Origin of the sequence: Salmonella sp. 32010601201800023SM (assembly GCF_017572235.1) — a bacterium.
GTDB classification, from domain to species: Bacteria; Pseudomonadota; Gammaproteobacteria; order Enterobacterales; family Enterobacteriaceae; genus Salmonella; species Salmonella enterica.
Genome location: NZ_JAGEQS010000005.1, coordinates 94530 through 114805 on the forward strand (window position 1 = coordinate 94530; position 20276 = coordinate 114805).

Consider the following 20276-nt stretch of genomic DNA (forward strand, 5'->3'; position numbering starts at 1 on the left):
TATGAGCAGAAAATATTTTGAAGAAGAAGTCATTCAACAGACTTTAGATTATAACTATGCACAACATAGTGATGCTGATAAATTTAATATAGCTTATGGGATTGATAAAAACTTTCTTTTTGGCTGTGGTGTCTCTATTGCATCGGTTCTCCTTGCTAACCCAGAGAAGGCGTTAGCTTTCCATGTTTTTACCGATTTCTTTGACTCTGAAGACCAGCAGCGATTTGAGGCATTAGCAAAACAGTACGCTACGCAGATTGTTGTTTACCTAATCGACTGTGAGCGCTTAAAATCGCTACCCAGTACCAAAAACTGGACCTATGCAACATACTTTAGATTCATTATCGCCGATTATTTTTCAGATAAAACAGATAGAGTACTTTATCTGGATGCAGATATTGCATGTAAGGGGAGTATTCTGGAACTTATTGATCTTAATTTTGCTGAAAATGAGATTGCGGCTGTCGTTGCTGAAGGCGAGTTGGAATGGTGGACTAAGCGCTCGGTTAGCCTGGCAACGCCTGGGCTGGTTTCTGGCTATTTTAATGCCGGTTTTATTTTAATTAACATACCTCTTTGGACCGCAGAAAATATCTCTAAGAAAGCGATTGAAATGCTAAAAGATCCAGAGGTAGTACAGCGCATAACGCACCTTGATCAGGATGTATTAAATATATTGTTAGTGAATAAAGCGCGTTTTGTTGATAAAAAATTTAATACACAATTTAGTCTTAACTATGAATTAAAAGATTCAGTTATTAATCCAGTCGATGCTGAGACTGTATTTGTTCATTATATCGGACCAACGAAGCCCTGGCATAGTTGGGGGGCTTACCCTGTGTCACAATATTTTTTACAGGCTAAGAGCAACTCACCGTGGTCTCATTGTGCACTTTTAAATCCAGTCACTAGCCATCAGTTACGTTATGCGGCAAAGCATATGTTTAATCAGAAGCATTATACTTCGGGTATAAATTACTATATAGCCTACTTTAAACGTAAACTTCTTGAATAAAACCCATAGGTGATGTAATGGATTCATTTCCTGAGATAGAAATAGCTGAATATAAAGTTTTTGATGAAAGTAATAATAATAATGATGATAACGTATTAAACATTTCTTATGGTGTTGATGAAAACTATCTTGATGGTGTGGGGGTATCAATCGCTTCAGTTGTATTAAACAATAATATCCCGCTCGCTTTTCACATTATTTGTGACTCATACTCTCCGTGTTTTGTAAAATATATAGAGCGTTTAGCCGTACAGCATCACATAAAAATTTCTCTTTATCTTATTAAAGTAGAAAGCCTTGAAGTATTGCCTCAAACTAAAGTATGGTCGAGAGCAATGTATTTTCGTTTATTTGCTTTCGATTATCTCAGCAAGAAGGTAAACACCTTACTTTATTTGGATGCCGATGTTGTATGCAAAGGATCTTTGCAAGATCTTCTACAACTTGATTTGACAGAGAAGATTGCTGCGGTCGTAAAAGATGTTGATTCCATCCAGAATAAGGTAAATGAGAGATTAAGAGCATTTAATTTACAAGGTGGTTATTTTAACTCCGGCGTGGTTTTTGTTAACCTGAAATTATGGAAAGAGAATGCCTTAACTGAAAAGGCATTTTTACTTCTGGCAGGTAAAGAAGCTGACTCTTTTAAATATCCCGATCAGGATGTTTTGAATATTCTCCTACAGGACAAAGTCATTTTTCTACCGCGACCGTATAATACCATTTATACTATCAAAAGTGAGTTGAAAGATAAGTCACATAAAAAATATAGCAATATAATTAATGATAATACTGTTTTAATTCATTATACGGGCGCTACAAAACCATGGCATGCCTGGGCAAATTATCCTTCAGTTATCTATTATAAAAATGCACGACTGAACTCGCCCTGGAAAGATTCTCCTGCAAAAGATGCGCGTACCATAGTCGAATTTAAGAAGCGATATAAACATCTTCTCGTGCAGGGCCATTATTTTAAAGGCCTGCTGGCTGGAAGCGCATATCTTTATCGTAAACTTTTCCACAAATAATTCCCCTCCCTAAATCTCCATTATGATTATTGAAAAAAAGATTAAAAACTATACCGTCTTTGTCAAAAAAGACGGTGAAAAATACATTGGGATATTCAAAGATTTTCTATCTTATAATCATCAGGTTATTAAAGTCTTCCGTAATATAGAAGATACAAAAGTTGTATTGATTAATACAGACTACGGAAAATATATTCTCAAAGTATTTAGCCCAAAAGTAAAAAATACTGAACGCTTTTTTAAATCGTTAGTAAAAGGGGATTACTACGAAAAGCTTTTTCATCAGACAGATCGTGTGCGGCGTGAAGGGTTTGCGGCGCTTAATGATTTTTACCTGCTGGCGGAAATTAAAACATTACGCTATGTAAAAACATACGTGATGATAATTGAGTATATTGAAGGTATTGAACTTGTTGATATGCCAGAAATTTCTGACGAGGTGAGAGGGAAAATCAAACAGTCGATATATTCTCTGCATCAACATGGTATGGTTTCGGGCGATCCCCATAAAGGTAACTTTATCCTGCAAGGCAATGAGATCAGAATTATCGATTTGTCCGGAAAAAGACCTTCCAGACAACGAAAAGCAAAGGATCGTATTGATTTAGAAAGACATTATGGTATCAAAAATAATGTGAGAGATATCGGATTTTACTTATTGATTTATAAGAAAAAACTTCGAAATTTCTTGCGTCGTATTAAGGGTAAGGAAAAGCGCTGATCAATGTAGCACGTTTGGTTTAATTTAAGGGGCTGACTGACTTTTATTTGCTGCAGCGTTATGACATACTTGAGAGAATTTGAGATGTAATATTAGTTATTGAATATAACATTTATTTATAGGTTGCATGATAAACATACGAGTTTTTTATGGGCAGCGTTAACTTCATAACTCACGCCGATGTTCTGCAACTTATTGCGAAAAGAACGGCTGAAGATTGTATTATTTTTCTTTCTGGTCCTACGTCCAGAAAGACGCCGCTGTCCTTGTTACGAATGAAAGATGTCATTGCAGTCAATGGTTCTGTTCAATATTTGCTAAACAATAACGTCAAGCCATTTTTGTACCTTCTGACGGATGTTCGCTTCCTCCATCGCCGGCGCGAAGATTTTTATAACTTTAGCCGTAACAGTCAGTTTACTATCGTCAATCTTGATGTGTACGAACAGGCTTCAGTGGATGATCAAAAATATATTGAAGAAAACTGTTTAATTATTCGCTCCTTTTATCGCCGAGAAAAAGGGGGCTTTTTAAAGAAAATTAAATTTAATATCCTCAAGCGGGTTCATAAAGCATTACTTATTTCAGTTCCTCTTTCGAAAAGAGGGCGACTGGCTGGATTTTGCAAGGATATCAGCATCGGGTATTGCTCTTGCCATACTATTGCTTATACCGCTATTCAAGTTGCCTATTCCCTTAAGTATGGTCGTATTATATGTTCTGGGCTTGACTTAACAGGGAGTTGCCCACGTTTCTATGACGAATCTACCAGCCCTATGCCATCTGAGCTTAGTAAAGACTTGTTTAAAATACTGCCATTTTTTACTTTTATGAGAAAAAATGTGAGTGATTTAAATATCTTTAATTTATCAGATGATACTGCAATTCATTACGATGTTATTCCATATATTACAGCCTCGGAACTTGAGGATGAAATATATTACGATAAAATTGTCTAGACACTAGATAAATCATTATTTTGCGTTGCTTCGGCACGCATTTCTTTTTCTATAACATTTCTTTTTCTATAAAGTTAACTATTCTGGATTATAGCTATTATGATTAAAAAAATCATATTTACTGTTACTCCTATATTTTCAATTCCTCCTCGTGGTGCGGCTGCGGTAGAAACCTGGATTTACCAGGTTGCAAAACGACTATCAATACCGAGTGCTATTGCTTGTATAAAGAATGCTGGCTATCCTGAATATAATAAAATAAACGATAACTGTGATATTCATTACATTGGGTTTAGTAAAGTTTATAAGCGTCTTTTTCAGAAATGGACTCGTCTCGACCCACTACCCTATTCCCAGCGTGTCCTTAATATTAGAGATAAAGTGACTACCCAGGAAGATAGCGTCATTGTTATTCATAATAGTATGAAACTGTATCGGCAGATCAGAGAGCGCAATCCAAATGCAAAACTGGTTATGCACATGCATAACGCATTTGAACCAGAACTGCCTGATAATGATGCAAAAATTATCGTGCCCAGTCAGTTTCTTAAAGCGTTTTATGAAGAAAGATTGCCCGCCGCTGCTGTTAGTATTGTGCCTAATGGTTTTTGTGCTGAGACTTATAAAAGAAACCCACAAAATAACCTCCGTCAGCAATTAAATATTGCGGAAGATGCCACCGTTCTCTTATATGCCGGGAGAATTTCGCCTGATAAAGGCATCCTGTTGCTTTTGCAGGCGTTCAAAAAATTACGTACCTTAAAAAGTAATATTAAACTTGTCGTTGTTGGCGACCCTTATGCAAGCCGCAAGGGTGAAAAAGCAGAGTATCAAAAGAAAGTACTGGACGCCGCAAAAGAGATTGGAACTGATTGTATTATGGCTGGGGGGCAATCTCCTGACCAGATGCATAACTTCTATCATATAGCCGATCTGGTTATTGTGCCATCTCAGGTTGAAGAAGCATTTTGCATGGTGGCTGTAGAAGCGATGGCAGCAGGAAAAGCGGTTCTTGCCAGCAAAAAAGGGGGGATTAGCGAATTTGTGTTAGATGGCATAACGGGCTATCACCTCGCAGAACCTATGTCGAGCGACAGTATAATTAATGATATTAACCGTGCGCTTGCTGATAAGGAACGCCACCAGATTGCCGAAAAAGCAAAATCCCTGGTGTTTTCAAAATACAGTTGGGAAAATGTAGCGCAGCGTTTCGAGGAACAAATGAAAAACTGGTTTGATAAGTGATTGAGTCCTGATGATGGAAAACGCGCTGATACCGTAATAAGTATCAGCGCGTTTTTTTATCTATTTCTTAGCGCCAGCAGAAAACCGGTAATGATACCAATTTGAGCAATATCGACCTGTTCAAAATTACCACGAACGATATAAAAACCGACGAAAGATAAAAATAGCAAGAGATGAGCATTGTAGGGACTTATCTCTACTTTCCTGAAGGTAGAGCTGGCTGTTTCCCTGATGATAGCGCCATATAAATAGGCCAGGCTCGCCAGACCCAATATGCCAGCACTAAACCAGATGTACAGAATGGTATTATGCGGACCGATAGATTCTTTAAAGGTCCACGTTGGATAATCGACAACGCGTTTATTATAAACACTATCATAAACATCATTACTATAGCCGTAGCCCTTGATCGGGTTTTCCTGAATCAGTATCCACGCGGTGCCCTGGGTTCCGTTAGTATAACGATATGAGCTATCTGTCTGCTGTAATTTATACAGTAGTCGCTCCTGATCCGGTTTATGGCTTTGCTGAGTGATAACTAAAACGCCAGCAATAACCAGGATAGCAGCGCCAATTCCCATTAGTTTCCACTGGCGGTTCAAAATCGCCCATAAAACGCCCACCACTAAAACTGCCAGCCATGCTCCCCGCGACAAGGTGCCTAACATTAAGAACAAGTAGACGGCGCTCAGCGCAAAGAAAGCGAGTTTGAGCGATGTTTTTCTGAATAGCCAGATATTCAACAATGCCGGGAACAGAAATACCATTGAATCAGATATATGTCGATGGTCATAGTTTGTAAATGGCATCACCCCCCTGGAATAGTCCTGAATATAAAAGACAATTTCTACCAGCGAACGTAATCCTAAACTTGTTAAAAAGGAGAAAAGTACTATTTTCGCAACCGTTTCTTTTGTTTCATCTTTTAATAGTACGGGGATTAATAAAGTATATAATAAGAAACCCTCCAGTACCGTATTTTCAAATTCCTTGAAACTTTCTTTCATATCTGGCGATATGAGTATGGAATAAACAAGGATTAATGATAATACTGCGACGCTATAAAATACGCTATTTTTGAAAAGAGGAGAAAAACTTTTCGGTGAGCGTGAGACCTGATAAATCGCGGTGATAACCATAAGTATGATTATCAAATGTTTATAACGCGTAATACCATCCAGAAAATACGTAGCAACAAAAAGAAAAACCAGCGCTTTATTCCAGATCGGCTTCCATTTCTCTTTATTTAACGTTAATGATGTGGTTAGCATCTTTTCTCCACAATAGGTTTGGGATGAGACAGAGTCTCTTTAATGAATCTTTCCAAATACGCTTGTGGCATCTAAATTCGCCAGGTTCTGTTCTGGTGAGCAGCATGCCATTTGGTTCTTCCCATAACCTCCAATTAACCCAGGGTCCGTTGGGCCATATAGCGTAATATTCGGTCTGTCGAGCGCGGCGGTGAGATGGCTCAGGCCGGTATCAACCGATACGACAAATTTTGCGCCAGCCAGCACTCTGGCGACCTCCTCCAGGCTCATGCGTGGTAACACATCCACATAGTCAAAGCCTTCGGCCAGTCGTTTAGCCCGGGCCTCCTCATGAGGCGCGCCCCAGGGAAGTTTTATCCGTAATCCGGTGTTGCCTACCAGGCCGATAAGCTCGCGCCAGTTTGCTTCCGGCCAGTGTTTATCATCGCGGGTCGTGGCGTGTAAAAACACCGCATATGGATCGCTGACCGCCTGCTGGCAGTGCAGAAAATGTTTTGCGATGGCATAATCGCCCTGCGACTGCGGTTTATCGTATCCCAGGCTTTTGGCGAACAGCTCGCGCGTCCGTTCAACCGCATGTTGTTGCTTTGCGATATGGTGTTTACGGTTATAGAACAGGCTGGCCAGCGGTTCGCGGGCGGTACTCCAGTCCATACCGTGCTTTATCCCATGCGCCAGACGCGTCACCAGCGCCGCGCTTTTTACCAGCCCCTGCGCATCAATCACAGCGTCGTATTGGTATGCGCATACCGCCCGATGAAAGGCTGTGCGTTCCGCTTTAATGGGCGCGGAAAACCAGGCTTTGCGCCAACGGCGAATAGCGACGGGAATCACGCGATCGACAGCACTGTGCCAGGACGGAATTTGCGCAAACCCTTCTTCGACAACCCAATCAAATTGAATCCCCGGAATCGCCTGTTGCGCGTCGGTAAGCGCAGGCAGGGTATGTAATACGTCGCCCATCGATGATGTTTTAACGATCAAAACCCGCATTAAACGCCCTCTTCCGACAACAGCGAATGAAGCTCTTCCAGAACCCGCTGCGGCGTGATATCGATCAGGCTCTGGTGATAGCCTTGCGCCGTATCGCCTTTACGCACTTTGTGATAACCCGTAATGAGACGAATCACCCGGGCCTTATGAGACAGCGGTGGCGTGAAATCCGGGCTACTTGGGCCATACAAGGCGACCAGCGGGCGGTCGAGCGCCGCCGCGACGTGCATCAGTCCGGAATCGTTGGTGACGATGGCTTTACAGGCGGCTATCAGAATGACGGCCTGTTCCAGCTGGGTTTCCCCCGCCAGGTTGCGACACCATGCCTGCTGCTCGCTATTCAGCGCCGCCAGGATCTCATTTCCGGCCTCATGGTCTTTTGCCGAGCCAAACAGCACGACCTGATACCCTTCGTTAATGAGCTGTTTTGCCAGTTCGGCGTAGTGATAGTGCGGCCAACGTTTTGCCGGGCCAAATTCCGCGCCGGGGCAAAAGCCGATCAGAGGACGTTCAGAAGATAGTGAAAAGTCGCTGCACATCAGCGACTTTTCACCCTCGCTAACCTGGAGCTGTGGCCAGAGTAGCGGCTGCGGCAGATCTTTCGCCGTGCGCATCACGCCCTTGTCATAGGCCAGCGCCACGTAGCGCTCTACCATCAGTGGCCAGGCGTCTTTATCAAGGACGCGCGCATCGTTCAGCAGGCCATAGCGCATTTCGCCGCGCCAGCCGGTACGGTGCGGGATATTGGCAAAGAAAGGAATCAGCGCCGATTTAAACGAATTTGGCAGCACCCAGGCGCGATCGTAGCGCTTCTCTCGCAGGCTATGGCCCAATCTGCGACGCTCGCCGATTTCCAGCGCGCCGTGGCCCAGCGGCATGGGTATCGCCTCGTTAACTTCCGGCATACGCGATAACAATGGACGGCACCAGGCTGGCGCCATCACGTCGATTATCGCCTGGGGATAGCGCGCTTTAAGCGTGCGATAGAGACTTTGCGACATCATCATGTCGCCCACCCAGGACGGGCCAATGACCAAAATTTTCATACTTACGCGTCGCGGTTCAGCCAGGCCATATACTCCGTGACGCCTTCGGCGACGGTCTTAAAGGGTTTGTCGTAGCCCGCGTTGCGCAGATTGGTTAAATCCGCCTGCGTAAACGCCTGATAGCGACCTTTCAGCTTATCCGGGAACGGAATGTATTCAATGCTGCCTTTTTTATGGTATGCCAGCGTCGCGTCGGCGACGGCCTGGAAAGATTCCGCACGGCCTGTGCCCAGGTTAAAGATGCCGGACTTGCCGCTTTCCAGGAACCACAGGTTAACGGCGGCCACATCGCCCACGTAAACGAAGTCGCGCTTGAAGTTTTCGCTGCCTTCAAACAGTTTCGGGCTTTCGCCGTTGTTTAACTGTGTATTCAGATGAAATGCCACGCTTGCCATGCTGCCTTTATGGCCTTCACGTGGTCCATAGACGTTGAAATAGCGGAAACCGACAATCTGCGAGTTCGCTTCTGGCAGGATCTGGCGCACGTATTCATCAAACAGGAATTTAGAATAGCCGTAAACGTTAAGCGGTTTTTCGTATTCGCGCGATTCGATGAAGTCAGACGTGCGACCGCCATAGGTGGCGGCAGAAGAGGCGTAGAGGAACGGGATTTCGCGCTCAAGACAATAGTGCAGCAGCTCTTTGGAGTATTGATAGTTATTATCCATCATATACTTGCCGTCCCACTCGGTGGTGGAAGAGCAGGCGCCTTCATGGAAAATAGCTTCGATATCGCCGAGCTCTTCTCCGGACATAATCTGGATCAGGAAATCTTCCTTATCCATATAGTCAGCAATGTTCAGATCCACCAGGTTTACAAACTTGGTGCCGTCTTTCAGGTTATCCACCACCAGAATATCGGTGATACCTTTATCATTCAGGGCTTTAACGATATTGCTGCCGATAAAGCCCGCGCCGCCGGTAACGATGATCATAACTGTAACCTTTGAATTATGGTGTCAGAGACTGTCTCAGACATGAATGCTCTTATCATAACACTATTCATCCATTCACTGATAACCCGTGAGGATACGCGTGATTTATGCTGCATTTTAAAGAAGTGATGACGCGTCATCTCGTATCAACGTATCGCTTTGGGTAATATGTGCTGAAATTTGCCCAGTCTGGAGAATCGCAATGCGTGGGGATTTTTACAAACAGTTAACCAACGATCTGGAAACCGCCCGAGCGGAAGGATTGTTTAAAGAAGAGCGCATTATTACGTCTGCGCAGCAGGCGGATATCACCGTGGCGGATGGAAGCCACGTTATTAACTTTTGCGCCAATAACTATCTCGGGCTGGCGAATCACCCTGAGCTGATTAATGCCGCAAAAGCGGGCATGGACAGCCACGGTTTCGGTATGGCGTCCGTGCGTTTTATCTGCGGCACCCAGGACAGCCACAAAGCGCTGGAGCAAAAGCTGGCAAGCTTCCTCGGCATGGAAGATGCGATTCTGTATTCCTCCTGTTTCGACGCTAACGGCGGCTTGTTTGAGACGTTGCTGGGCGCGGAAGACGCTATTATTTCCGACGCGCTGAACCACGCGTCTATCATTGATGGCGTGCGTTTGTGTAAAGCGAAGCGCTATCGCTATGCCAACAACGATATGGTAGAGCTGGAAGCGCGGCTGAAAGAGGCGCGTGAAGCCGGTGCGCGTCATGTCCTGATCGCCACCGACGGGGTGTTCTCAATGGATGGCGTCATCGCCAATCTGAAAGGCGTCTGTGATCTGGCCGATAAATACGATGCGCTGGTGATGGTTGATGATTCTCACGCGGTAGGCTTTGTCGGCGAAAACGGTCGTGGTTCCCATGAATACTGCGACGTAATGGGCCGCGTAGATATTATTACCGGTACGCTGGGCAAAGCGTTAGGCGGCGCATCCGGCGGCTATACCGCGGCGCGTAAAGAGGTCGTTGAGTGGTTGCGTCAGCGTTCCCGCCCATATCTGTTCTCCAACTCCCTGGCGCCGGCGATCGTGGCGGCTTCTATTAAAGTGTTAGAGATGGTGGAAGCGGGCGCAGAACTGCGCGATCGCTTGTGGGCGAACGCCCGGCAGTTCCGTGAGCAGATGTCTGCCGCGGGATTTACGCTGGCAGGCGCGGATCACGCCATCATCCCGGTAATGCTGGGAGATGCGGTTGTCGCGCAGAAATTTGCCCGCGAACTGCAAAAAGAGGGCATTTACGTTACCGGTTTCTTCTATCCGGTCGTACCAAAAGGTCAGGCGCGTATTCGTACCCAGATGTCTGCGGCGCATACGCCTGAGCAAATTACGCGTGCGGTAGACGCGTTCACGCGTATTGGTAAACAACTGGGCGTGATTGCCTGAGGATGTAAGATGAAAGCGTTATCCAAACTGAAAGCGGAAGAGGGCATCTGGATGACCGACGTTCCGGAACCGGAAGTCGGCCATAACGATTTGCTGATTAAAATCCGTAAAACAGCCATCTGCGGCACTGACGTTCACATCTATAACTGGGATGACTGGTCGCAAAAAACCATCCCGGTTCCGATGGTCGTGGGGCATGAATATGTCGGCGAAGTGGTCGGCATCGGTCAGGAAGTGAAAGGCTTTAAAATCGGCGATCGCGTCTCCGGCGAAGGTCACATCACCTGTGGTCATTGTCGCAACTGCCGTGGCGGTCGTACTCACCTGTGCCGCAACACCACCGGCGTAGGCGTTAATCGTCCCGGCTGCTTCGCGGAATACCTGGTCATCCCGGCATTCAATGCGTTTAAAATCCCGGATAACATTTCTGATGATTTAGCCTCTATTTTCGACCCGTTTGGTAATGCGGTGCATACGGCGCTGTCTTTCGATCTGGTCGGCGAAGATGTACTGGTATCGGGGGCGGGGCCAATCGGCGTAATGGCCGCCGCGGTGGCGAAACATGTTGGCGCGCGTCATGTGGTGATTACTGACGTCAATGAATACCGTCTGGAGCTGGCGCGCAAAATGGGCGTCACCCGCGCGGTCAACGTCGCGAAAGAGAGCCTGAACGACGTCATGGCGGAGCTGGGAATGACCGAAGGGTTCGATGTGGGTCTGGAGATGTCCGGCGCGCCGCCGGCGTTTCGTACCATGCTGGACACCATGAATCACGGCGGTCGTATTGCGATGCTGGGGATTCCGCCATCAGATATGTCTATCGACTGGACAAAAGTCATCTTTAAAGGCTTGTTCATTAAAGGTATTTATGGTCGTGAGATGTTCGAAACGTGGTACAAAATGGCGGCGCTGATCCAGTCCGGTCTGGATCTGTCACCGATTATCACCCATCGTTTCTCTATTGATGATTTCCAGAAAGGTTTTGATGCCATGCGTTCAGGCCAGTCAGGAAAAGTTATTCTGAGCTGGGATTAATATGTATGGAGACCCGATAATTTTATCGGGTCTGATATACGTTTCATCGTAAAAGGTTGGTGTCATTCGCCAACCTTTTTTGTTAGGGAAAATCTGGAAAGCCGTAAAGAATTGTCATAGACATCAAGCATTCGTAATTGCGCTTTACTCTTATTTTACTCGCTAACGTCACGCTCTACTCTGAGTTTTGTGCTTGCTTTTTACTGTAAAAATTAATTATGGCGGCTTAATAGTTTCTTAATAGAGCCACAGTATAAAGGCAGGGTAAATTAAGGTTTTTCTGGTAATCGTTATGAAAAATAGTAAAACCAAAGTGAGTATCATTATCCCGTTATATAATGCGGGAGCGGATTTTAATGCTTGCATGGCGTCGTTAATCGCGCAAACGTGGTCGGCGCTGGAAATTATTATTGTGAATGATGGATCGACGGATCATTCCGTTGAGATAGCAAAACATTACGCGGAACATTACCCACATGTTCGACTGCTTCATCAGGCCAATGCTGGCGCATCTGTCGCCCGTAATCTTGGCCTGCAAGCGGCGACCGGCGATTATGTCGCCTTTGTCGATGCGGATGACCAGGTCTACCCGAAGATGTATGAAACGCTGATGACTATGGCGCTTAACGATGATCTGGACGTTGCGCAGTGTAATGCGGACTGGTGCGTCCGAAAAACCGGGCACGCCTGGCAATCTATTCCGACCGATCGTCTGCGTTCCACCGGGGTATTAAGCGGACCGGATTGGTTGCGTATGGCGTTGGCCTCGCGGCGCTGGACGCATGTTGTCTGGATGGGCGTTTATCGACGTGCGCTGATTATCGATAACAATATTACTTTCGTTCCCGGACTACATCATCAGGACATATTATGGTCGACGGAAGTTATGTTTAATGCCACGCGCGTACGTTATACCGAACAATCATTATATAAATATTTCCTGCATGATAATTCGGTAAGCCGTTTGCAAAGACAAGGCAATAAAAATCTTAATTATCAGCGGCATTATATTAAAATTACGCGGTTATTAGAAAAGCTCAATCGTGATTATGCCCGTCGTATTCCGATTTACCCGGAATTTCGCCAGCAAATTACCTGGGAAGCGTTACGCGTTTGTCATGCGGTACGTAAAGAGCCTGATATTTTGACCCGCCAGCGTATGATTGCCGAAATTTTTACTTCTGGCATGTATAGACGGATGATGGCTAACGTCCGCAGCGCGAAAGCGGCTTATCAGACGCTGCTCTGGTCTTTCCGGCTGTGGCAATGGCGCGACAAAACCTTGTCGCACCGTCGTATGGCCCGTAAGGCGCTCAATCTGTCTTAGCGCTCACGTTTTTAGGCGCGGCGATTTTCCCCCAGCCTTGCCACTGATGCTGAAACCAGACAACCACGGAACTTTGCGTAATGCTCTCGCCGATGACGCTGAAAAAGCGCGTAGCGTAGACCGGTTGCAGCGGTTTTTTCGGCTTGCACATCTTCACGCCGCGAAAGGGATTGCGCGGCGCGTCAATTTTCTGCGGCGTCACACCAGGTCGGGACGTATCTACCTGCGGTTCGTTGAGCAGGCTGCCTGGACGTACCAGGGTGATATCCGCCGGCAGGCGATAAACCATCTGTTGCAGCACGCGAACCGTTGCGGGATGTGGATGACCAATCGCGATAGCGGAACCGTTGCGACGGGCCAGTTCGATAGCGCGATTAAACTGACGGCGAATATCCGCCTCGTTTTGCGTATCGTCGAGGAACACTTTGCGCTTGATCACTTTCACACCCGTACCGGATGCCGCGCGCATCGCCTGGCTATTGCCAATCGTCATGCTGTCGAGAAAATAGAGATTGTAATGTTCCAGCGCCTGCATAACTTTTTGCATACCGAACAGGCTGGAAGTCATTGCGCTGCCCATGTGGTTATTAAGCCCGACGGCATACGGCACGTTGTTTACCGCCTCGCGGATAATGCGCTCGATCTCATCGCTGCTCATATCTGGTCGCAGCGTATCCTTCTCCAGCGGCTGTTTGCTTAGCGGCGCCATCGGCAGATGGATTAACACCTCATGCCCGCTATTGTGCGCTTTAGTTGCCATTTCGCGCGCGTGCGGCGCGTTGGGCAGTACGGCGACGGAGATGTTTGGCGGCAGCGCCAGAACCTGGTTTTCCGTATGCGGGCGATAGCCAAAATCATCAATCACGATGGCGAGCTTGCCAGCGAAAACGGGATGTGCAAACGCCAGCAAAGTGGCCAGCGTGAGAATGGAGCGACGAAACTGAGGCAAAACTTATCTTCCCAACCACGGCTGTGGATTGACGGCCTGACCCTGGCGACGAATTTCGAAATAAAGCGAAGGTCTGCCCTGACCGCCGCTACTGCCCACAAGGGCGATAGGTTGTCCGGCGCGCACCTGCGCGCCTACGCTGACCAGCGCGCTCTGGTTATAGCCGTAAAGGCTCATATCGCCTTTACCATGCTCCACGACCACCACCAGGCCATAGCCTTGCAGCCAGTCCGCCAGAATCACCCTGCCGTCGGCGATGGCTTTGACCTCGGTGCCTTCCGACGCGCCGATCACCATCCCCTTCCAACGTAGCTCACCCTGCAGCCGTTCGCCATAGCGATGTAATATCGGGCCGCGTACCGGCCAGTATGCCTGACCGCGTGGCGCGCCCAGACCGCCGGTGCGGGACATTAGCGAACGCTCGCTTTCCGTCGGCTTATAGGTGCTGCCTTTACGCGAGGCTTCCTGCTGCTTATCGCGTACCGCCTGCGCTTCGCGGGCTTCACGCTCCGCTCGCGCTTTGGCCGCCGCTTCCGCCCGCGCGATACTGTTGCGTAGGCGTGATTCGTTGGCGCGTAGTTCGCTTAACTGTTGCTGGCCTTGCTGAATAGACGACTCCAGTCCGGCAAGCGTTTTCTTACGTTCATTACGCGCCTGCTCCAGCTTCGCCTGCTGGGCGCGCTGCTCATACAGCAACGTTTGTTGTTGGCTTTGCTTCTCTTCCAGCTCGGCTTTTTGCGTGGCGACCTGTTCGCGAGTCTGTTTCAGCTCGGCGATAGTCTCCTGGCGCGCCTGGTTCAGATAGCCGAAGTAGGCCTGCAGGCGTTGCCCACGCTGGCTTTCTTCTCCGCTAAGAATAAGCTGAATGCCGGTGTGTTCGCCCTGGCGGAAAGCGGCGTCCAACTGCGCGGCAAGATTACGCTCCTGGCTGGCTTTTTGCTGCTCCAGTTTGGCAATTGAGGCGTTCATCTCATCAATTTGCGCGTTTAACTGATCCAGAGTGCTTTGCGTTTCGCGCAGCTTACGCGCTGCGGCCGAGATGGCCTCTTCCTGGGCTTTCAGTTGTGCCAGGAGGCTGGCGCGCTGTTGCTGCTGCTGGCGTACGTCGCGTTCTTTCGCGGCGATATCGGCCTGAATAGATTTGAGTTGATCACGGTCATCCGCGTGGGCGGAAAAGGCACACAACAATACGCCAGCGCTAAGTACGCTGGCGTAGAACAAAGGCCTGACTGAAAACGTTTTTAGTTTCACGGCCTGTTGAATGGTGTTAATCGCCTTTCCCCTCATGGGGAGGGATTATTCCACGATGAACAGCGGCTTACCAGTCATCTCTTGCGGGATTTCCATCCCCATCAGCGACAGCATGGTAGGCGCAATGTCTGAAAGTTTGCCGCCTTCAACCGCCTTCACGTTTTTCTCGCCGACATAAATCAGCGGCACCGGCAGGTTGGTGTGGGCGGTATGCGCCTGACCGGTCGCCGGATCGCGCATCTGCTCCGCGTTGCCGTGGTCCGCGGTAATCAACAGTTGTCCACCAACGGACTCAACCGCTTTTGTTACCTGTTCAATGCAGTTATCCAACGCTTCCACCGCTTTGATGGCGGCTTCCATCACGCCGGTATGACCGACCATATCGCCGTTTGGATAGTTACAAATGATGGTGTCGTACTTACCGCTTTCGATCGCCGCGACCAATTTTTCAGTCAATTCTGCAGAGCTCATTTCCGGTTGCAGGTCATAAGTGGCCACTTTCGGTGAGTTGATCAGAATACGCTCTTCACCAGCAAACGGTTCTTCTACGCCGCCGTTAAAGAAAAAGGTTACGTGCGCATATTTTTCCGTTTCGGAAATACGCAGCTGAGTTTTGTCGTTTTTCGCCATCCATTCGCCAAAGGTATTCGCCAGCGACGCTGGTGGGTAGGCAACGGCAGTTTTGATGTCGGCGGCGTATTCGGTCAGCATCACGAAGTTCAGATTAACCACTTTCTTACGCGCAAAGCCGTCGAAATCAGCGTTAACGAAAGCGCGGGTAATTTCGCGCGCGCGGTCAGCGCGGAAGTTCATGAAAATCAGCGTGTCGCCGTCTTCCATCGCCGCATCAGCCTGGCCCTCGGCGCGGATAACGGTCGCTTTGACAAACTCATCGTTTTCATCACGAGCGTAAGCGGCCTGCAGGCCAGCCACAGCGGTATCCGCCTGGAATTCGCCCTGGGCTAGGGTCATCAGATCATACGCTTTTTCCACGCGATCCCAACGGTTGTCGCGGTCCATAGCGTAGTAACGACCGACGATAGACGCCACGCGGCCTTTACCCAGCGCGGCGAATTTGTCTTCGAATTTTTTCAGCGAGGCTTCAGCGCTGCGCGGCGGCGTGTCGCGACCGTCGAGGAAGGCGTGCAGATAGATTTTTTCTGCGCCGCGCTCTGCGGCCAGCTCCACCATCGCCATAATGTGATCTTCGTGGCTGTGGACGCCGCCCGCGGACAGCAGACCCATAATATGAACCGCTTTACCGGCGTTTTTCGCCTGGTCTACCGCATTGGTCAGGACTGGGTTAGCAAAGAAAGTACGTTCTTTAATTTCAACGTCCAGACGCGTCAGGTCCTGATAAACGATGCGGCCTGCGCCCAGGTTAACGTGGCCCACTTCGGAGTTGCCCATCTGGCGGTCAGGCAGACCCACTTCCAGACCGGATGCGTCGATCAGGGTATGCGGACGTTTTGCCCACAGAGCATCCATCACCGGGGTTTTGGCGTTTAAGATAGCGTTATCCTGCTGTTCTTCACGGTAGCCGTAGCCATCCAGAATCACCAGTACCATAGGTTTTTTAGAAACCGACATTGCGACAACCTCATACTCAATAGACAAAATAATTGCGTAATTTTACTACAGCTGAATCGATAAAATAGCCTCAGAAGATCAAAGAAAGGGATCGCGCTGGCGTGAGAAGGCAAGTAATAGCGTGATTTTTTTTCGTAGCGCCCCGCAAAAATGCATTCCAGTGCACGCTCTGGCTGTATTTGCGCCACTGCACAGGTATACTCCTTTCCTGGTTTTTTAATCACTACGTCGGGAGTTGTTACCCCCCATGCAAGAAATTATGCAATTTGTTGGCCGTCATCCCATACTGAGTATCGCCTGGATTGCGTTACTGGTGGCGGTTTTATTTACCACGTTCAAAGGTCTGACTTCAAAAGTTAAGGTGATTACACGCGGCGAAGCCACGCGCCTTATCAACAAAGAGGACGCCGTTGTTGTGGATTTACGTCAACGTGACGATTTCCGTAAAGGCCATATCGCTGGCGCGACCAATTTGCTGCCGAGCGAAATCAAAGCCAACAATGTTGGCGAACTGGAAAAGCACAAAGACAAGCCGATTATCGTGGTCGACGGTTCTGGTATGCAGTGCCAGGAATCCGCTAACGCGCTGACAAAAGCCGGCTTTGAAAAGGTCTTTGTGTTGAAAGAAGGCGTAGCAGGCTGGAGCGGCGAGAATCTGCCTCTGGTGCGCGGTAAGTGATTACCCGTCGTTTTCATGGCGCAAGGGGAATGACTTGCCTTTGCGTCGACATGAAATCCATCGGGTAAAAAACAGGAGCGAAGTCATGGCCAATATTGAAATCTACACCAAAGCAACCTGCCCGTTTTGCCATCGTGCAAAGGCGCTGTTAAACAGCAAGGGCGTGAGTTTCCAGGAAATTGCGATTGACGGCGACGCCGTGAAGCGTGAAGAGATGATCAAACGTAGTGGCCGAACGACGGTTCCGCAAATTTTTATTGATGCACAGCACATTGGCGGTTGTGACGACTTGTATGCGCTGGATGCGCGTGGTGGACTGGATCCGCTGTTGCGTTAAGGCGTACTCAAGTATTTAAGGACAACACTAAAGGGTTTTACACATGTCAGAACAAAATAACACTGAAATGGCTTTCCAGATCCAACGTATCTATACCAAGGATGTTTCTTTCGAAGCGCCAAACGCACCGCATGTTTTCCAGAAAGATTGGCAGCCAGAGGTTAAACTGGATCTTGATACGGCATCTTCCCAACTGGCGGATGACGTTTATGAAGTTGTGCTGCGTGTTACCGTAACGGCTTCCCTGGGGGAAGAAACCGCGTTCCTGTGCGAAGTTCAGCAGGCCGGTATTTTCTCCATCAGCGGTATTGAAGGTACTCAGATGGCGCATTGCCTGGGTGCATACTGCCCGAACATTCTGTTCCCGTATGCTCGCGAGTGCATCACCAGCCTGGTTTCACGCGGTACGTTCCCGCAACTGAACCTTGCGCCGGTCAACTTTGATGCGCTGTTCATGAACTATTTGCAGCAGCAGGCTGGCGAAGGTACTGAAGAACATCAGGATGCCTGATGAACCAAAGTAATGCGTCAATGACAGTCATCGGTGCCGGCTCGTACGGCACCGCTCTTGCCATCACTCTGGCGAGAAACGGCCACCAGGTTGTCCTGTGGGGCCACGACCCAAAACATATCGCGACCCTGGAGCACGATCGCTGCAACGTCGCGTTCCTTCCCGATGTGCCTTTTCCCGATACGTTACACCTGGAAAGCGACTTAGCAACCGCGCTGGCGGCCAGTCGTAACATTCTGGTGGTGGTGCCAAGCCATGTTTTCAGCGACGTGCTGCGGCAGATTAAACCGCTGATGCGTCCGGATGCGCGTCTGGTATGGGCGACCAAAGGCCTGGAAGCGGAAACGGGGCGCCTGTTGCAGGATGTCGCTCGCGAGGCGTTAGGCGATCAAATCCCGCTGGCGGTGATTTCCGGTCCGACGTTCGCTAAAGAGCTGGCGGCGGGTTTGCCGACGGCAATCTCGCTGGCCTCAACCGATGAGACCTTTGCCGACGATCTCCAGCAACTGTTGCACTGCGGAAAAAGTTTTCGCGTCTATATCAATGCGGATTTTATCGGCGTGCAGCTTGGCGGCGCGGTGAAAAACGTGATTGCGATTGGCGCGGGGATGTCTGACGGCATCGGCTTCGGCGCGAACGCCCGCACGGCGCTAATCACGCGTGGACTGACCGAAATGTCGCGGCTTGGCGCAGCGCTTGGTGCCGATCCCGCCACCTTTATGGGGATGGCGGGTTTAGGCGATCTGGTGCTGACCTGTACCGACAACCAGTCGCGCAACCGTCGTTTTGGCATGATGCTTGGCCAGGGCATGGACGTTAAAGGCGCGCAGGATAAGATTGGCCAGGTGGTCGAAGGCTATCGCAATACGAAAGAAGTTCGTGAATTGGCGCACCGTTTTGGTGTTGAAATGCCAATAACCGAGGAAATTTATCAAGTATTGTATTGCGGAAAAAACGCGCGCGAGGCAGCATTAACGTTATTAGGTCGCGCCCGCAAGGAAGAGCTGAGTCGCCACTAGCCGTAAGGAACTGTTTGCATAAACGACCCAACCCGCACAGAACGGGTTGGTCGTTTTCTGCCCGTCTGGAGTAAGCCATGCCGTGTGAAGAACTGGAAATCGTCTGGAAGAATATTAAAGCTGAAGCCCGCGCTTTAGCTGACTGTGAGCCTATGTTGGCCAGTTTTTATCACGCCACGCTACTCAAGCATGAAAATCTGGGCAGTGCGCTGAGCTATATGCTGGCAAATAAACTGGCTTCGCCCATCATGCCCGCTATCGCTATCCGTGAAGTAGTTGAAGAAGCCTATGCCGCCGACCCGGAAATGATCGCGTCGGCAGCCTGCGATATTCAGGCCGTGCGCACTCGCGATCCGGCGGTGGATAAATACTCCACGCCGCTGTTATATCTGAAAGGCTTTCATGCGCTACAGGCCTACCGCATTGGTCACTGGTTGTGGAATAAAGGTCGCCGCGCGCTGGCTATCTTCCTGCAAAATCAGGTTTCGGTCTCGTTTCAGGTGGATATTCACCCGGCAGCGAAAATTGGCCGCGGGATTATGCTCGACCATGCCACCGGTATTGTGGTGGGGGAGACGGCGGTTATTGAAGATGATGTGTCGATCCTGCAATCCGTCACCCTGGGCGGTACCGGGAAAACGAGCGGCGATCGCCATCCTAAAATCCGCGAAGGCGTGATGATTGGCGCGGGCGCGAAAATTCTCGGCAATATCGAGGTGGGGCGCGGCGCGAAAATTGGCGCAGGTTCCGTCGTTTTACAGCCTGTCCCGCCGCACACTACCGCCGCAGGCGTTCCGGCGCGTATTGTCGGCAAGCCGGGCAGCGATAAGCCGTCGATGGATATGGACCAGCATTTCAACGGGATACACCATACGTTTGAGTATGGCGACGGCATCTGAATTGCGCGGTACAACTAAAAAACGCTGTTCCGATGGAGTGCAATCCCGGAACAGCGGAGCGAAG

The 20276-nt window shown here is 48.8% G+C and carries 20 protein-coding genes; 13 read left to right on the forward strand and 7 right to left on the reverse strand.

Features of this window, described 5'->3' with window-relative positions; all coding sequences use genetic code 11:
* Position 1: 1 nt before the first annotated feature.
* From waaO to J4617_RS15795, 5 genes are all read left to right on the forward strand, one after another.
* Complete coding sequence (gene waaO, locus J4617_RS15775; protein WP_020838486.1) at positions 2-1015, forward strand: lipopolysaccharide 3-alpha-galactosyltransferase; 1014 nt, start codon at positions 2-4, stop codon at positions 1013-1015.
* A gap of 17 nt (positions 1016-1032) precedes the next feature.
* Positions 1033-2046 carry a lipopolysaccharide 1,2-glucosyltransferase RfaJ gene (gene rfaJ / locus J4617_RS15780; protein ID WP_000376874.1) on the forward strand — a complete coding sequence of 338 codons (1014 nt, stop codon included), beginning with the start codon at positions 1033-1035 and terminating at the stop codon, positions 2044-2046.
* Between the two features lie 22 nt (positions 2047-2068).
* Positions 2069-2767 (forward strand): lipopolysaccharide core heptose(II) kinase RfaY, encoded by a 699-nt coding sequence (rfaY, locus tag J4617_RS15785; RefSeq protein ID WP_000582811.1) that lies wholly within the window; start codon positions 2069-2071, stop codon positions 2765-2767.
* Between the two features lie 149 nt (positions 2768-2916).
* Positions 2917-3726: a 3-deoxy-D-manno-oct-2-ulosonate III transferase WaaZ gene (gene waaZ / locus J4617_RS15790; protein ID WP_000536019.1), complete on the forward strand. Its 810-nt coding sequence runs from the start codon at positions 2917-2919 to the stop codon at positions 3724-3726.
* A gap of 99 nt (positions 3727-3825) precedes the next feature.
* Positions 3826-4971: a lipopolysaccharide N-acetylglucosaminyltransferase gene (locus tag J4617_RS15795; RefSeq protein ID WP_000591834.1), complete on the forward strand. Its 1146-nt coding sequence runs from the start codon at positions 3826-3828 to the stop codon at positions 4969-4971.
* 56 nt (positions 4972-5027) lie between these two features.
* Here the strand turns inward: J4617_RS15795 and rfaL are convergent, their stop codons facing one another.
* From rfaL to rfaD, 4 genes are read right to left on the reverse strand one after another with little or no spacing between them, the layout of a single operon-like run.
* Entirely contained in the window at positions 5028-6242 is a 1215-nt protein-coding gene (gene rfaL / locus J4617_RS15800) for an O-antigen ligase RfaL (RefSeq protein WP_017466098.1), read from the reverse strand.
* Positions 6243-6281: 39 nt separating this feature from the next.
* Positions 6282-7235 carry a lipopolysaccharide heptosyltransferase RfaC gene (gene rfaC, locus J4617_RS15805; protein WP_001264614.1) on the reverse strand — a complete coding sequence of 318 codons (954 nt, stop codon included), beginning with the start codon at positions 7233-7235 and terminating at the stop codon, positions 6282-6284.
* Positions 7235-8281 carry an ADP-heptose--LPS heptosyltransferase RfaF gene (gene rfaF / locus J4617_RS15810; protein WP_000699196.1) on the reverse strand — a complete coding sequence of 349 codons (1047 nt, stop codon included), beginning with the start codon at positions 8279-8281 and terminating at the stop codon, positions 7235-7237. Before rfaF ends, rfaC begins: the two co-directional genes overlap by 1 nt.
* Before the next feature lie 2 nt (positions 8282-8283).
* Positions 8284-9216, reverse strand: coding sequence for an ADP-glyceromanno-heptose 6-epimerase (gene rfaD / locus J4617_RS15815; RefSeq protein WP_000587771.1), 933 nt, complete (start codon positions 9214-9216; stop codon positions 8284-8286).
* Between the two features lie 202 nt (positions 9217-9418).
* Here rfaD and kbl point away from each other — a divergent pair, with 202 nt between their 5' ends.
* The 3 genes from kbl (at position 9419) to J4617_RS15830 (ending at position 12977) form a co-directional block, all read left to right on the forward strand.
* A complete protein-coding gene (gene kbl / locus J4617_RS15820) occupies positions 9419-10615 on the forward strand; it encodes a glycine C-acetyltransferase (protein WP_001213794.1) in 1197 nt (398 codons plus the stop codon).
* Positions 10616-10624: 9 nt separating this feature from the next.
* On the forward strand, positions 10625-11650 hold the full coding sequence (gene tdh, locus J4617_RS15825) for an L-threonine 3-dehydrogenase (RefSeq protein ID WP_000645990.1): 1026 nt from the start codon (positions 10625-10627) through the stop codon (positions 11648-11650).
* A 292-nt stretch (positions 11651-11942) separates the two neighbouring features.
* Positions 11943-12977 (forward strand): glycosyltransferase, encoded by a 1035-nt coding sequence (locus J4617_RS15830; RefSeq protein ID WP_017466097.1) that lies wholly within the window; start codon positions 11943-11945, stop codon positions 12975-12977.
* Here J4617_RS15830 and J4617_RS15835 read toward each other — a convergent pair.
* From J4617_RS15835 to gpmM, 3 genes are read right to left on the reverse strand one after another with little or no spacing between them, the layout of a single operon-like run.
* Entirely contained in the window at positions 12964-13926 is a 963-nt protein-coding gene (locus tag J4617_RS15835) for a divergent polysaccharide deacetylase family protein (protein ID WP_001135519.1), read from the reverse strand. The two genes, J4617_RS15830 and J4617_RS15835, sit on opposite strands and share 14 nt — an antisense overlap.
* Positions 13927-13929: 3 nt before the next feature.
* A complete protein-coding gene (envC, locus tag J4617_RS15840) occupies positions 13930-15189 on the reverse strand; it encodes a murein hydrolase activator EnvC (RefSeq protein WP_228770042.1) in 1260 nt (419 codons plus the stop codon).
* 33 nt (positions 15190-15222) lie between these two features.
* Positions 15223-16767, reverse strand: coding sequence for a 2,3-bisphosphoglycerate-independent phosphoglycerate mutase (gpmM, locus tag J4617_RS15845; protein WP_000116576.1), 1545 nt, complete (start codon positions 16765-16767; stop codon positions 15223-15225).
* Positions 16768-17014: 247 nt separating this feature from the next.
* Between gpmM and J4617_RS15850 the strand changes: the two genes are divergently transcribed.
* The 5 genes from J4617_RS15850 (at position 17015) to cysE (ending at position 20212) form a co-directional block, all read left to right on the forward strand.
* The gene (locus J4617_RS15850) at positions 17015-17446 is read left to right on the forward strand and encodes a rhodanese-like domain-containing protein (RefSeq protein ID WP_001156179.1); all 432 of its coding nucleotides are present in this window, start codon (positions 17015-17017) and stop codon (positions 17444-17446) included.
* Between the two features lie 85 nt (positions 17447-17531).
* The gene (grxC, locus tag J4617_RS15855) at positions 17532-17783 is read left to right on the forward strand and encodes a glutaredoxin 3 (RefSeq protein ID WP_001273795.1); all 252 of its coding nucleotides are present in this window, start codon (positions 17532-17534) and stop codon (positions 17781-17783) included.
* A 43-nt stretch (positions 17784-17826) separates the two neighbouring features.
* Complete coding sequence (gene secB, locus J4617_RS15860) at positions 17827-18294, forward strand: protein-export chaperone SecB (RefSeq protein ID WP_000003370.1); 468 nt, start codon at positions 17827-17829, stop codon at positions 18292-18294.
* Positions 18294-19313, forward strand: coding sequence for an NAD(P)H-dependent glycerol-3-phosphate dehydrogenase (gpsA, locus tag J4617_RS15865; RefSeq protein WP_001076596.1), 1020 nt, complete (start codon positions 18294-18296; stop codon positions 19311-19313). Before secB ends, gpsA begins: the two co-directional genes overlap by 1 nt.
* 77 nt (positions 19314-19390) lie before the next feature.
* A complete protein-coding gene (gene cysE, locus J4617_RS15870; protein WP_001112113.1) occupies positions 19391-20212 on the forward strand; it encodes a serine O-acetyltransferase in 822 nt (273 codons plus the stop codon).
* Positions 20213-20276: the final 64 nt, after the last annotated feature.